The sequence below is a fragment of the Cereibacter ovatus genome (genome assembly GCF_900207575.1).
Classification (GTDB): domain Bacteria; phylum Pseudomonadota; class Alphaproteobacteria; order Rhodobacterales; family Rhodobacteraceae; genus Cereibacter_A; species Cereibacter_A ovatus.
Genome location: NZ_OAOQ01000006.1, coordinates 143,269 through 156,226, shown reverse-complemented (window position 1 = coordinate 156,226; position 12,958 = coordinate 143,269). Strand labels below are relative to the sequence as shown.

The window sequence follows — 12,958 nt, the reverse complement described above, 5'->3', positions numbered from 1 at the left end:
GGAGGCTACAGGAATGCCGAAACGGGCGAAAGAGCTCGGGGCGCTCGACATCAAGAGGGCGGCGCACCCCGGCACGCATGAGCGCAACGTGTGGGTGCAGGCGGGAGGGGTGGCCGGGCTCCTGTTGCAGATCACACCGAACGGGTCGAAGTCATGGATCCTCCGCACGATGGTCGCAGGTAGCCGGCGGGCCATCGGCCTCGGGGCCTATCCTGAGGTCAGCCTGGCCGACGCGCGCGACCGGGCGCGGGAGGCGAAGCGGAAGATCGCCGAAGGGATTGACCCGATCGAGGAGCGGAAGGAGGCGCGGGCCGCTCTGGCGGCCGCGCGGCGCAAGACGTTGACCTTCGCCGACGCCGCTGACAGGTGGATCAAGGCGAAGCTGTCTGACCGGCCTGAGAAGTCGCAGAAGGCGGTGCGCTCGACCCTGACGGCCTATGCCTTCCCGGAGATCGGCGACCTGACAGTGCAGGAGGTGGCGCCGCACGACGTGGTGCGAGCCCTGAACACGATCTGGACGACGAAGCCCGACACGGCGCAGAAGATGCGCGGCTATCTCGAGGCGATCTTCGCGTGGGCCACGGTCTCGAAGCACCGGACGGGCGACAACCCGGCCCGGTGGGCAGGAAACCTGAAGGAGCTCATGCCATCGCCATCCGCGGTCGCGAAGGGCCGCGCCGGCAACTTCCCCGCCGTCCCATTGAATCGCCTGTCCGACTGGTGGGAGGAGCTCGGCCAGCGCGACGGCATGGGGGCCACGGCCCTGCGCTTCGCCGCCCTGACGGCGGCGCGCTCGGGCGAGGTCCGCGGCGCGACATGGCAGGAGATCGACTTGGGCGCGGGCCTGTGGGTGATCCAGGCCGACCGGATGAAGATGGGGCGCGAGCATCGGGTGCCGCTCTCGGGTGACGCAGTGGCGATCCTGAAGGCGGTGCCGCGGATGCTGGGCAGCGACCTCGTCTTCCCCAGCACACGGGGCGGGATGATCTCTGACATGAGCATCTCGGCCGTGATGCGGCGGATGCAGGAGGACGCGGAGGCAGAGGCCAAGGCGGCCGGCCTGCCGGTGGACAAGGCCGGGTGGCGCGACGCCCGGACCGGCCGCCCCGCGGTGCCCCACGGCCTGCGCAGCTCGTTCCGCGACTGGACGGCCGAGCTGGGCTATGACCGCGACATGTCCGAGATTGCCCTCGCCCACCTCGTGGGGTCCGAGGTCGAGCGGGCCTACCGCCGCACCGACATGATCGAGCGCAGGCGGGCGATGATGGATCACTGGGCGCGGTTCCTGCGCGGCGAGGCGACCGGCCGGGTGATCGAGCTGGTGCGCACCGCGTGATCGCGCATTGACGAAACGCGGGACATTTCCGATATTGGGAATGCCCGCGAACGCTCCCTGCGTGGGATTGATTACTGCTGATTGGTGAGGTGGCGACACGCCATGGGGTGCATCAATCAACCCTCCCGAGCGGGAGGGGCAGTGGGGGAACCCCATGCAGTATCAATCAGCGCCCACGGGCGCACTCTCTAGCGACGATCTGCTCAAGTGGCTCGACCAAGTCGCCGATGACCGGGATCTTGCGCCCGTCACGTCGCGCATTGCCACGAGGCTTGCCACGAAGCTCACCGGCGGCGAATCGCGTGTGGAGCTTGTCCTCGACCAGGTCGCCGATGACCTGAAGATCGGGAAGACGACCGCTCATCGCGCACTTGCAGCCCTTCGGGACCGCGGACATGTGGTTGCCGCGCCGTGCCGCGGCAACGTCCTCGCCTATCGGCCCGTCCTTCGGCAGGAGGCGTGAAATGGGCCGAATTGAAAACCCCGGCGCGCTGGCGGGCGCGGCCGGGGCGAATGGGAAGTCGAGCAAGCGCGATGATGCCGCAGGGTGCGGCCGCGTGCAAGGGGGCGCATTCTTCCCCGCAAGCGCCCTCGCCTCGCTGTCCGTCCCCGAACGGCAATGGCTGGTCCGCGATCTGGTGCCGAGCCGGAACGTGACCCTGCTCTATGGTGACGGCGGCACCGGGAAGTCGCTGCTGTCAACCGCTTCGGCGCACCCGTTGGGCAAATCGCTGGAAAGTTTCCAACTAAGCTGTTGGAAAATATCGTTTCTTTACGAATTGCCGCGATGTGCTACCGTCTCCGCACTCACCGAACCCATGCTGATTGGAGACAGACCATGCAGATCGAAACCATCCCCGCCCCTGCCGCCCTCGCCGCCGCCGTGCATGGCATCATCCTGCACGACATGCTCGACGCGCTCGGGCAGCACCCGGACCTGCCTATGGAATTGGACGCCGTGAGGGACGCGCTCCTGGGCGCAGGCTTCGGCCAGCGGTCGGTGGATGCGCTGGCAGAGCGGGCAATGCAGGAAGAGGCCGCGCTCCGGGCGCTCTGCGCCGTGGTCGAGCAAGGGGCCGGACGGGCCTGATCCACAACCGCGAGGACGGGTGGCCGGATGGCGGCCACCTGTCGCACCCCGTGTCAGGACGGCGCATCAAGCATCCTTTTCGTTGGCCAGCGCATTAGGCAGCGGCATTCCGGCGCCATTTTATTTTAGCGCAAAATCAATAGCTTACGGGATGGGGTGGAGCGGGTGAAGGGAATCGAACCCTCGTCTGGAGCTTGGGAAGCTCTCGCTCTACCATTGAGCTACACCCGCACCGCGCCTGAATAGCCGCGGCGGCAGGCAAACGCAAGGCCTTCATGTTGCAGGGCAAGTTCGGCGAGCATATGGCTGTTTCGGCGTAAATGACTGTTGAAAAACCAAAATTTTCGAAGCCGGTCGTCAAGGCCAGACCCTGATCTGACGCAGCCCCGATCCCGGGCACACCGCCGACACCGGATGCGCCTTCGGTCCCGTGTCGAATCTGCGACCACGGGACGGCCGGAATTCTGATCAAGCGGAACCCGCGGATCACTCGTGTCCGAGGCATGAGGGTCGGGCGCTTGCGGTGGGCGCGGCCCGCGATCATGTGACCGCACAGAAACACTGGCTACGCGCGGCGATATCCGAAAATAGCCGAGAATGCCTGAGATCCGCCAACAAACGGCCATTGAACAAATGGTGACGACAGGGCGTTGGCTCGTCTCCCAACGACCGGCCAGTGACAGGAAAATACCGTGGACGCCCGGATCGAGGGCAAAGAGGCCGCTGGAACCTTGTGGCGTTGCTGCGTCTTTACAACAACGTACACGATCAGCTGCTTGATCCCACGGTCTGATGGTGCGCTTCTTTCTCCGGAATGGAAGGATGCACTATGGGACAGGTTCGTCACGGCAGCGCCATGACCACGTTCGCCGTCAGAGCCGCAATTCGGTGATCTCAAACGTCGCCCGCGCACCCGAGCCGGGAACGCGGCAGTAAGGAGGATCGGAAAACGGATCGTTTTCCCGACGCCTCCAAGACGGTGGCGCAAGCGGACGACGGTCGAGATATGAAGACCGGGCCGACGGACCCACGTTCCACTGTGCTGACGCAGACCAAGGAGGCGACGGTCGTGGCCTTCCGGCGCCACACGCTCCTGGCACTGGACGACAGCCTTTATGCGCTTCAGTCGCAGGCCCCACGCCTGACGCGATCAGCGATTCATCTCTTCTTCATCGAAATCCCCTCGTTCATCCTGCCGAGAAATTTCCACGTCCGCGTCCCATCAACCATGGGACGGATTACCGGTGCGCCGACCAACACCGCAAGCCTGACGGCGGTGCCGTTTCCCACTGCCGGCTGGGGGCTGGTGCTGGGGCTGGCGGGACTTGCGGCGCTGCGCAGACGGGCCAGCGGGGGCCGACCCGTCTGACCGGCGACCGACCGGGCACAGGGTCAGGGCGCGGGATCGATTTCAAGCCTGACCGCGGCATACCATTCGGCGGCGGCGCGGATCTCTGCGTCGCTCAGTTCGGCGGCAATGGGCGACATGATCTCATGCACCCGCCGGCCGGTGCGGAATGCCTTCAGTTGGGTGTCGATATAGATCGCATTCTCGCCGGCAAGATTGGGCGCATCCTTCAGCACCGCCACCCCGTCGGCGCCGTGGCAGAGCGCGCAGGCCGCGGGTGCATCCTCGGGGCGCACCCCCGCAGGCAGCGCGACACGGAACGTCTGTGCCGCAAACCATGCGGAAAGATCGGCGATCTGCCGGTCGGACAACGGCGCGGCCACCACCGACATGATCTCGTGCACGCGCGTCCCGTCGCGGAAGGCGGTCAACTGGTGGCGGATATAGGACGGATGCTCGCCGCCGATATGGGGCGCGATCGGAATGCGCGCATAGCCGTTCAGCCCGTGGCAGGTCCGGCACAGCCCTGTCGCAGCCTTGCCGGCCGCGGGATCGCCCGCCTGATCGGCGTGAAGGCCGGCCGGGGCGACAAGCGCCCCGGCCAGACCCAGGATCAGGGCGGCCCGTCTCATTCCGGCTGATACCAGATGCGGTAGATCGCCCCCACCAGATCGTCCGACACCAGGATCGACCCGTCGCGCAGTTGCGCCACATCGACGGGACGGCCAAGATATTCGCCATTCTCGTCGATCCAGCCTTCAGCGAAGGGCTTGGCGGTGGCGGTGCCATCCTCGGCCACCGTGGTCACCATAACCCGCGCCCCCACCGGCGTGGTCCGGTTCCAGGAGCCATGCTGCGCCGAGAAGATCGCACCGCGATATTCCTGCGGGAACATGCTGCCGGTATAGAACATCATGCCCAGATCGGCGGCATGGGCATCCATCTCGACCACCGGCATCACCGCATCGGCGGGCGGTTCTTCGTCCTTGTATTCGTTGGTGCGGATGCTGCCACCGCCATACCATGGGAAGCCGAAGTTCTGGCCCGGCGCGGTCGCGCGGTTCACCTCGCCCGGGGGAATGTCGTCGCCCATCCCGTCCACCTGATTGTCGGTGAACCAGACCTCGCCGCTGTCGGGATGGATATCCATCCCGACCGAGTTGCGGATGCCGCGGGCAAAAACCTCGCGCCCGGTGCCGTCGGTCTTCATGCGGATGATGCCGCCGATGCCCCATTCGTCGTAAAGCTCGCGCTTTTCGGGCGCAGGCACGTTGAAGGGCTGGCCGAGCGTGATGTAGATCATCCCGTCCGGTCCAATGTCACAGACCCGCGCGGTGTGGTTGAAGCTTTCCTCGTCCACCGGGATCAGATCGCCCTGTTTCACAAGGTTGAAGGCCGCCACATCCGCGGATTCATAGAAGAACTCGGCCGCGGGAAACAGCAGGACGCGGTTCTGCTCGGCGATATACAGAAAGCCGTCCTTCGAGAAGCACGGCCCGTTCGGGATGGTGAAGCGCAGCGATGGCGCGAAATCCTTTACCTCGTCGGCCACCCGGTCCTTGTTGCGGTCGGTGACGGCCCAGACCTTGTCCTTGCGCGTGCCGACGAAGGTGACGATGCCCTGCGGCCCCACAGCCATGTGACGCGCATCGGGCACCACCGCATAAAGGCCGATACGGAAGCCGGGTGGCAGTTTGATCCGTTCAAGCGTGCGCTTGATGCCATCGGCGAACTCGCCGTGCTGCTCGATGAAGGTGAAGTCGGTCGTTCCGGTGGACTGGAAGTTGGAGAGTTTCTCGAGGTTGTCGGGAACGTCGGTATTCTGCGCTTGGGCCAGTCCCGCGGTCAGGGAAAGTGCCGCGAGGGACGTCGTCAGTCGCTTCATGTCTTCCTCCCATGGTGAACCGTCACGGCAGGGCGGACCGCGCCGGCCAACGGGCCTGCGGTGAAGATCCGGTCTGTCCTGCGAAAGGCGGGCGGCCTCCCAACCGCCCGCATGGTCAGATTAACTGACCGCTTTGGCCAAGTGTCAACCGCCTTGAGGTCGGAAAAGACGCATAAAAAGCCAACGGCCCGCCCCTTCAGGGCGGGCCGTTGGTCGGTATCACGATCCTGCGGCCGAGCAATGTGCCCCGGCCGGGGCAAGGCCAGAGCCAAGCGCCAGCAGCGGCGGCGCGCGGTAAGGGTTCGGCGGCTTGCTGATGGTCGCATCCAGCGCCAGAACGCCCGCGATCCCCAGCACGACCAGAAGGGCTATCGGACGCCGGGTCATGGCCTGGCCTCCAACCCAAGGGCGGGGCGCAGCCGGATGCCCAGCCACGACCCAGCAAAGGCCGCCAAGAACCAGACCCAGCCATGCAGGCTGCCGGTCGAGATGCCGCTGAAGAAGGCGCCGACGTTGCAGCCAAACGCCAGACGCGAGGAATACCCCAGCAGCAGGCCCGCGACCACCACCGCGACCCAGGCCTGCACCGGCAGACGGGGCAGACCCGCACCCAGACCGCCACGCCACAGGCTGACCAGCAGCGCGCCCGCGATGATGCCGAAGTTGGTCAAAGAGGTGACGTCGGTCAGCAGGCTTGCGGCCAGCCTTTCGGCATTGGCCGGCGCCGCCCAGAAAGCATTGGCCGACAGGTCGGCCCCCAGCGCCGCAGCGCCCTTGGCCGCCCACAGCCCAAGGCCATAGACCACGCCCCAGGGTTGCCCCGCCACCACCAGATTAAGCAGCGCCAGCCCCGCGATCACCCCCGCGGCCAGCCACAGCCGGCGCGGAAGCCGGCTGCCCCCGGGCACGCCAAGACGGATCGCCAGCCCCGCCACCACGGCAAGCCCGGCCAACGTGATGGCCAACCCCGACACGCCCTCGACCGCCACGACCGGCGCAAGGCCCAGCCCGTTCCACCAGCCCAGATGCAAAGAGCCTGCGAAACTGCCGATGGCAAAGAACGGCAGCGCCAATGCCCCGACCACATTGCCGCTGCCGGCATTGACCAGCGTGCCAGAGCCACACCCCAGCACCAGCTGCATCGCCACACCAAAGACGAAGGCCCCGCCGACCATCGCCCAGCCCACCGGCGCATGGGCGGGCGACAGCTCTTGCGGATGGCTGGCCAGCAGCGGCATGGCCACCGCCGCCACCAGCCCGATGGCCAGAAGCTGCGCCAGCAGCCCCGCGGGTTCCCGCCGCAGGATCATCGCGCGCCACGGGCCGGCAAAGCCGAAGCGCAAGCCTTCCAGTGCCACGCCAAAGCCCAGGCCAATGGCCAGCAGCAGCCCATAGCGGCCCCCCGCCAGCACCGCCACCGCCAGCACTGCCAGCACAGCCAGCGCCACCGGCAGCACCCGCCCCCCGAAGATCGAGCCCGCGGGCGCGCCCGCAAGCGTTGTGCCGCTCATGTCAGAACACGCCCTTGATCTGGTGCCAGAGGTTCGACAGCGCGCCGGGGACATTCTCCATCGGCAGATCGGCGTTCGACCAGCCCACCATCGATTCGGGGTAAAGCTTCACATTCTCGACCCCGGCCAGTTCGCTCAGCGCAAACCAGTTGGTCGCGGCCCAGTGGCCGGTGTTGCAGAACGAGACCAGCTGCTCGCCGCCGGTATAGCCCGCTTGCGCGGCCAGACTTTGGGCGCGGCCCGCGTCGATCAGCGCCGGATTGTCGCCAAACCAGCGGTCATGGGTGAAATACTGTGACTGCGGCAGCGTGCCCGGGCGGGCCGCGGCGGGGGCGGCCTTCTTGCCTTCCCAGAACTCTTGCGGGCGGGCGTCGATCAGTTTGGCCGAGGCGCGGCCCTCGACCACATCCAGCACATCCTCACGCGTGGCAAGCCAGTCGTCCGCGAAGGTCACGGTGATGTCGCTGGGTGCCGGCGTAACGGGGGTGGTGTCCAACGGCAGGGCGGCCTGTTCCCACGCGCGCATGCCGCCGTTGATGATGGCCAACTGGCTGACACCGCTGGATTTCAGCGTCCAGTAGACGCGGGCTGCGGCGCCGAAGTCGGTGGCGTCGGTGCCGGCGTGAACGACGACCGTCGGGCGGTCCTGGGTGACACCCAGACCGCGCAGAACCTCGGTCAGGCGGTCGGCGGGCACCAGCGAACCGGGGCTTTCCTTCGGGCCGCGGAACAGGCCATAGGGCGCGGGCACAGCGCCGGGGATATGGCCTGCGGTGTAGGGATCGGGCGCCCCCTCTTCGGCCACGCGGATGTCGAGGAACAGCGGGGCAAGCGTGGCGGCGGCCTCGGCGGCCTGTTGCGGCGTCAGCAGCGGCCCGAAGCCTTGCTGTGCGACCGCCGGGGCCTGAAGGGCAAGCACGGCGGCGGCGGCAAGCGGGATCATACGCATCATGAAAGGTGTCCTTGGTCGATACGGGTCGCGCCTGACATTTGCGATTGCCGGGGGGTTTTCAAGGGCATTCATTCCGGCAGGGCGCCACGGGATAGCCCACCCCTGCGACGATGTTCCATGTGGGCGGCGATCGCGGAACATTCTTCCCGGTATCGGACAAGACGGCGGACAAGGGCGCGGGAAAGCGGCCCTTGGGTGGACCGGAAAAATTTCGTGACACAGGCGGAACGGGAGGGACACGCACAAGCGGGCAAGCGGCGATTCGTCCTGCGATCGGGGTGGTTCCGGCCCGATCCGCGACTTTTCTTGCAGCGGCGGCTCGGCTAAGGGGGGATATCGAGTTCAGGAGGGACAGCAATGACCGAGATCACCCGCATCGAATGCGGCCAGCGCATGAGCGCGGCCGTCACGGCCAATGGCATGGTCTGGCTGGCCGGCCAGGTCGGGCACCCCGGCGACAGCGTCGCGGATCAGACCCGCACCTGTCTGGCGGAAGTGGACCGGCTGCTGGCGCTGGCCGGGACCGACAAAACCCGCATCGTCTCGGCGCAGATCTGGCTGGCCGATATCACCGACTTTGCCGAGATGAACGCGGTCTGGGATCAATGGGTGCCGGCGGGCCACTGCCCTGCCCGCGCCACCGGCGAGGCCCGGCTGGCGGCGCCGGACTACCGGGTGGAAGTGATCGTCACCGCGGTGTTGTAAGGCCGACGGGGCCGGCAGGGGCACTGTCGGCCCGCCAGGCGCGGGGGGCTGTCTGCCCCCCGATCTCCGGCCCTTGGCCGGAGCCCCCCGAGGATATTTGAGCCAGAATGAAAGCCCGGGTCAGGAGCGGAACCAGGCGACGAGCTGGCGGGTGGAGCTGTCCTTGATGGCGGCGGAGTCGTCGCCGGACAGCAGGGGTTGCAGCGCAAGCGCCAGTTCCTTGCCGAGTTCGACGCCCCACTGATCGTAGGAATTGATTCCGAGGATCACGCCTTCGACGAAGACGCGGTGTTCGTAAAGCGCCACGATCCGGCCCAGCATGTCGGGGGTCAGTTTCGGATAGGCGAGTGTGGTCGAGGGGCGGTTGCCGGGGAAGGTGCGGTGGCGGGCCTGGCGGTCGAGGTCCGAGCCGGTGAGGCCCTTGGCCGCCATCAGGGCGCGGGCTTCGGGCAGGCTGCGGCCGCGCAGCAGCGCCTCGGACTGGGCGAGGCAGTTGGCGACCAGCAGAAGGTGTTGGTGGGCGAGGTCAGGTTCATGGCCTTCGCGGGCGATCAGGAACTCGCAGGGGACGGTGCGGGTGCCCTGATGGATCAACTGGTAGAAGGCGTGCTGGCCATTGGTGCCGGGTTCGCCCCAGACCACGGGGCCGGAGTCGAGTGTGAGGTCATGGCCGTCCATTGCCACGCGCTTGCCGTTCGATTCCATCTCGAGTTGCTGGAGATAGGCGGGCAGGCGCGCGAGGCGCTGGTCATAGGGCAGCACGGCGCGGGTGGCGTGGCCGCAGATCTGGTTGTGCCAGATCCCGACCAGCGCCAGCAGCACGGGCAGGTTCTCGCGCAGGGGGGCGGTGCGGAAGTGGCGGTCCATCGCCGCGCCGCCGGCAAGGAAGGCGTCGAAGTGGTCCGGGCCGATGGCGAGCATCAGCGACAGGCCGATCGGACCCCACATCGAATAGCGTCCGCCGACCCAGTCTTCGAAGCCGAAGACGCGGGCGGGGTCGATGCCGAAGGCCGCAGTGCGATCGGCCGCGGTCGAGACGGCGGCGAATTGCGCGGCCGGGGTGGCGACCGACTGTGCCATCCAGCGCCGGACGGTTTCGGCGTTGGTCATGGTCTCGATGGTGGTGAAGGTCTTGGACGCCACGATCACCAGCGTCGTCGCCGGGTTCAGCCCCTTCAGCGTGTCGGTGGCATGGGCGCCGTCGACGTTCGAGATGAAATGGCAGCGCGGGCCGCAGGCATAAGGCGCCAGCGCCAGGCAGGCCATCGCCGGGCCAAGGTCCGAGCCGCCGATGCCAATGTTGACCACATCGGTGATAGGCCCGCCCTGCCCCGTGAACCGCCCTTCATGCACGTCGCGCACGAAGGCCTGCATCCGGGCGTGGGTTTCACGCAGCGCCGGCGTCACGTCGAGGCCATCGACGAACACCGGCCGGTCCATGGCGCGCAATGCGGTGTGCAGCACGGCGCGGCCCTCGGTTTCGTTGATCCGGGCGCCGGTGAACATCGCCTCGCGCCGGGCCGCCACCCCGGCCGCCGCCGCAAGGTCGATCAGAAGATCGCGCGCGGTGCCGTCGATATTGGTCTTGGACCAGTCGAACAGCATGTCATCGAACCGGGCCGAGAAGCTTTCCGCCCGCCGCGGATCCGCGAAAAGATCGAGGATCGCGCGGTGTTCGACCGCCTGCTGATGCGCCTTCAGCGCCTGCCAGATCTGCTTCATCCGTTCCTATTCCGCCCAGTGGACCGTTGCATTCGCAAGCAGAGCCTTGATCGGGGCTTCCCTCGGCGTCAACCCTTGCGCCCGTTCCAGCGCCGCGCGCTTTGCCGCGCCGGTGATCAGCACATGGATCGCCAGCGCCCCCTTCAGCGCGGGGGCGGTCAGGGTGATCCGCGGCTCGTCTGCGGCCTCGGCGCGCAGGGCCATCAGCAGCGGCGCGTCCTCGGCCAGCGCCTCGTCCAGCCGGTCGGCGCCGGGAAAGAGCGAGGCGGTATGCATGTCTTCGCCCATGCCCAGAAGCAGGACCGAAATCGGCAGATGCGGCGCAATGGCGGCGGCCAGATCCGCCAGCGCCGCGTCGGGCGTGCCTGCGTCGGAATAAAGCGGCAGATAGGTCGCCGCCGCCGCCGGCCCCGTCAGCAGCCGCTCGCGCAGAAGCCGGGTGTTCGACCGCGGGCTGTCTTCGGGCACCCAGCGTTCATCGTTCAGAAACACCGTCACCTTCGACCAGTCCAGATCCACCCCCGACAGGGTGTCAAACATCGGCCCCGGAGTGGTGCCGCCGGGCAGGCACAGGCTGGCACGGCCCTCGCGGCGCAGAAAATCGGCCAGCTCGCCGGCGATGGTATCGGCCAGCGACAGCATCAGGAACTCTCGGTCGGGATATTCGACAAACTGCATGACCTCTCCCTTCGTCGGCCGTCAGCGGATCTCGCGCCAGCGCCGGCCATCGCGGTGCATCAGCATCAGCGCGTCTTCCGGCCCCGAGGTTCCCGGCTCATAGCCCTTGGGCCGGTCGCCGCGCCGTTCCCAGGCATCGATGATCGGATCGACCCAGGCCCAGGCGGCCTCGACCTCGTCGCCGCGCATGAACAGGGTCTGGTTGCCGCGGATCACATCCATGATCAACCGCTCATAGGCGTCGGGGATATCGCGGCCTTCCTCGCCCAGCGCCTCGGCGAAGGACATGTCCAGCGGCACCTGCGTCAGCCGCATCCCCCCCGGTCCCGGCTCTTTGATCATCACCTTCAGGTTGATGCCCTCGTCGGGTTGCAGCCGGATCACCAGCACATTCTCGCGCCAGTCCTCGGCATCGTCAAAGATCGAATGAGGCGGCTCGCGGAAGGTGATCGCGATTTCCGACGTCCGCGCCCGAAGCCGCTTGCCGGTGCGCAGATAGAACGGCGTGCCCTTCCATCGCCAGTTCGAGATATGCAGCTTCATCGCGATATAGCTTTCGGTCCGGCTGTGGGGATTGCCGGAATGGGCGACATAGCCCTCTTGCCCGCCGCCGGCCAGATACTGGCCGCGCACGATGTCTTCGGGGCGCACCGGGTCCAGCGCGCGGATCACCTTCAGCTTTTCGTCGCGCACGGCGTTGGGGTCAAAGTGGTAGGGCGGCTCCATCGCGATCAGGCACAGAAGCTGCATCATGTGGTTCTGCACCATGTCGCGCATCGCGCCCGAGGTGTCATAATAGGCCCCGCGCCCGCCCACGCCCACCGTTTCGGCCACGGTGATCTGCACATGGTCGATGTATTGCGCCTTCCACAGCGGTTCGAACAGGATATTGGCAAAGCGCACCGCCATCAGGTTCTGGACGGTTTCCTTGCCCAGATAATGATCGATCCGGTAGATCTGTTCTTCCGCGAAGTGCTGCGCCAGAACCCGGTTCAGCGCCCGGGCCGAGGCCAGATCGCGCCCGAACGGCTTTTCCACCACGATCCGGCTTTGCGGTTCGGCGATGGCGTGATCGTGCAGCCGTTCCGCCAAGGCCCCGAACAGCGCCGGCGCCACCGAGAAATAGAACGCCCGCACCACATCCGGGCGCATCATCTCTTTCAGTTGCGCCCAGCCGGCAGTGCCGGTCGCGTCGATGGCGACGTAATGGATGCGCGACAGGAACGCCTCGATCACCTGCGGGTCGCGTTTGTCGGCGGCGACGAATTCCGCAATCGCGGCGCGGACCTGTTCGCGATAGCCCGCGTCGTCCATGTCGCTGCGGGCAGCGGCGATGATGCGGCTGTCGGCCGGCATCTGCCCGCCCAGATAGCGGCGATACAGCCCGGGCAGGATCTTGCGCCGGGCCAGATCGCCCGTGCCGCCAAAGATGACCAGATCGAAGATGTCCACCGGGATGACTCGCGAAACCATGGCTCCCCCGCTCGTGTTAGCGCTAACGGGCGTTCTAGCGGCTGAGATCGCCCAAGTCTAGCTTGCTCGGGGCTGTGGTCAAACCCTTGCGCGGGGGTGGGGCGAATTTGCGGCGGCGGGCGGGATCGGGGGGGCGGCGGCACGGCGGCAGGGACGGGGCGGGAATCGGGCGGAACTGGGGCGGCGAATGTCGGGCGCAAAAGGATGTATAAGACGCTAAAGATCCGATAAATCACGAAAATACAATCACAGGTGGCA

13 protein-coding genes, 1 tRNA gene and 1 pseudogene are annotated in these 12,958 nt (G+C 67.0%); 6 read left to right on the top strand and 9 right to left on the bottom strand.

Features of this window, described 5'->3' with window-relative positions; translation table 11 throughout:
* Positions 1-13 precede the first annotated feature (13 nt).
* From CRO07_RS09275 to CRO07_RS19320, 4 genes are all read left to right on the top strand, one after another.
* The gene (locus tag CRO07_RS09275; RefSeq protein WP_097030412.1) at positions 14-1,336 is read left to right on the top strand and encodes a tyrosine-type recombinase/integrase; all 1,323 of its coding nucleotides are present in this window, start codon (positions 14-16) and stop codon (positions 1,334-1,336) included.
* 154 nt (positions 1,337-1,490) lie between these two features.
* The gene (locus tag CRO07_RS09270; RefSeq protein ID WP_097030411.1) at positions 1,491-1,799 is read left to right on the top strand and encodes a hypothetical protein; all 309 of its coding nucleotides are present in this window, start codon (positions 1,491-1,493) and stop codon (positions 1,797-1,799) included.
* Positions 1,732-2,298: an AAA family ATPase gene (locus CRO07_RS18275; protein ID WP_328589326.1), complete on the top strand. Its 567-nt coding sequence runs from the start codon at positions 1,732-1,734 to the stop codon at positions 2,296-2,298. The genes CRO07_RS09270 and CRO07_RS18275 overlap by 68 nt, the downstream gene beginning before the upstream one ends.
* On the top strand, positions 2,295-2,426 hold the full coding sequence (locus CRO07_RS19320; protein ID WP_268876233.1) for a hypothetical protein: 132 nt from the start codon (positions 2,295-2,297) through the stop codon (positions 2,424-2,426). Before CRO07_RS18275 ends, CRO07_RS19320 begins: the two co-directional genes overlap by 4 nt.
* Positions 2,427-2,583: 157 nt before the next feature.
* Here the strand turns inward: CRO07_RS19320 and CRO07_RS09260 are convergent.
* Positions 2,584-2,657: transfer RNA gene (locus CRO07_RS09260), tRNA-Gly, on the bottom strand.
* A 784-nt stretch (positions 2,658-3,441) separates the two neighbouring features.
* On the opposite strand from CRO07_RS09260, the pseudogene CRO07_RS19475 reads away from it, so the two are divergent.
* Positions 3,442-3,588, top strand: a pseudogene (locus tag CRO07_RS19475) (IS481 family transposase); the annotation flags it as partial.
* A 230-nt stretch (positions 3,589-3,818) separates the two neighbouring features.
* On the opposite strand, the gene CRO07_RS09250 reads toward CRO07_RS19475, so the two are convergent.
* The 5 genes from CRO07_RS09250 to CRO07_RS09230 form a co-directional block, all read right to left on the bottom strand.
* Positions 3,819-4,406, bottom strand: a complete 588-nt coding sequence (locus CRO07_RS09250; RefSeq protein ID WP_097030410.1) for a c-type cytochrome — start codon at positions 4,404-4,406, stop codon at positions 3,819-3,821.
* Positions 4,403-5,659 carry a PQQ-dependent sugar dehydrogenase gene (locus tag CRO07_RS09245; protein ID WP_097030409.1) on the bottom strand — a complete coding sequence of 419 codons (1,257 nt, stop codon included), beginning with the start codon at positions 5,657-5,659 and terminating at the stop codon, positions 4,403-4,405. Before CRO07_RS09245 ends, CRO07_RS09250 begins: the two co-directional genes overlap by 4 nt.
* Before the next feature lie 219 nt (positions 5,660-5,878).
* Complete coding sequence (locus tag CRO07_RS09240) at positions 5,879-6,046, bottom strand: hypothetical protein (protein WP_097030408.1); 168 nt, start codon at positions 6,044-6,046, stop codon at positions 5,879-5,881.
* Positions 6,043-7,170, bottom strand: coding sequence for a YeeE/YedE family protein (locus CRO07_RS09235; RefSeq protein ID WP_097030407.1), 1,128 nt, complete (start codon positions 7,168-7,170; stop codon positions 6,043-6,045). The genes CRO07_RS09240 and CRO07_RS09235 overlap by 4 nt, the downstream gene beginning before the upstream one ends.
* Before the next feature lies 1 nt (position 7,171).
* Positions 7,172-8,119, bottom strand: a complete 948-nt coding sequence (locus CRO07_RS09230) for a sulfurtransferase (protein WP_097030432.1) — start codon at positions 8,117-8,119, stop codon at positions 7,172-7,174.
* A gap of 360 nt (positions 8,120-8,479) precedes the next feature.
* Here CRO07_RS09230 and CRO07_RS09225 point away from each other — a divergent pair, with 360 nt between their 5' ends.
* Complete coding sequence (locus tag CRO07_RS09225) at positions 8,480-8,827, top strand: RidA family protein (RefSeq protein ID WP_097030406.1); 348 nt, start codon at positions 8,480-8,482, stop codon at positions 8,825-8,827.
* Between the two features lie 120 nt (positions 8,828-8,947).
* Here the strand turns inward: CRO07_RS09225 and pgi are convergent, their stop codons facing one another.
* Genes pgi through zwf form a run of 3 tightly spaced genes read right to left on the bottom strand, consistent with a single transcriptional unit; the run spans position 8,948 to position 12,700 of the window.
* Positions 8,948-10,549, bottom strand: a complete 1,602-nt coding sequence (gene pgi, locus CRO07_RS09220; RefSeq protein ID WP_097030405.1) for a glucose-6-phosphate isomerase — start codon at positions 10,547-10,549, stop codon at positions 8,948-8,950.
* A gap of 6 nt (positions 10,550-10,555) precedes the next feature.
* The gene (pgl, locus tag CRO07_RS09215; protein ID WP_097030404.1) at positions 10,556-11,227 is read right to left on the bottom strand and encodes a 6-phosphogluconolactonase; all 672 of its coding nucleotides are present in this window, start codon (positions 11,225-11,227) and stop codon (positions 10,556-10,558) included.
* A 21-nt stretch (positions 11,228-11,248) separates the two neighbouring features.
* Positions 11,249-12,700 carry a glucose-6-phosphate dehydrogenase gene (zwf, locus tag CRO07_RS09210; protein WP_097030403.1) on the bottom strand — a complete coding sequence of 484 codons (1,452 nt, stop codon included), beginning with the start codon at positions 12,698-12,700 and terminating at the stop codon, positions 11,249-11,251.
* Positions 12,701-12,958: the final 258 nt, after the last annotated feature.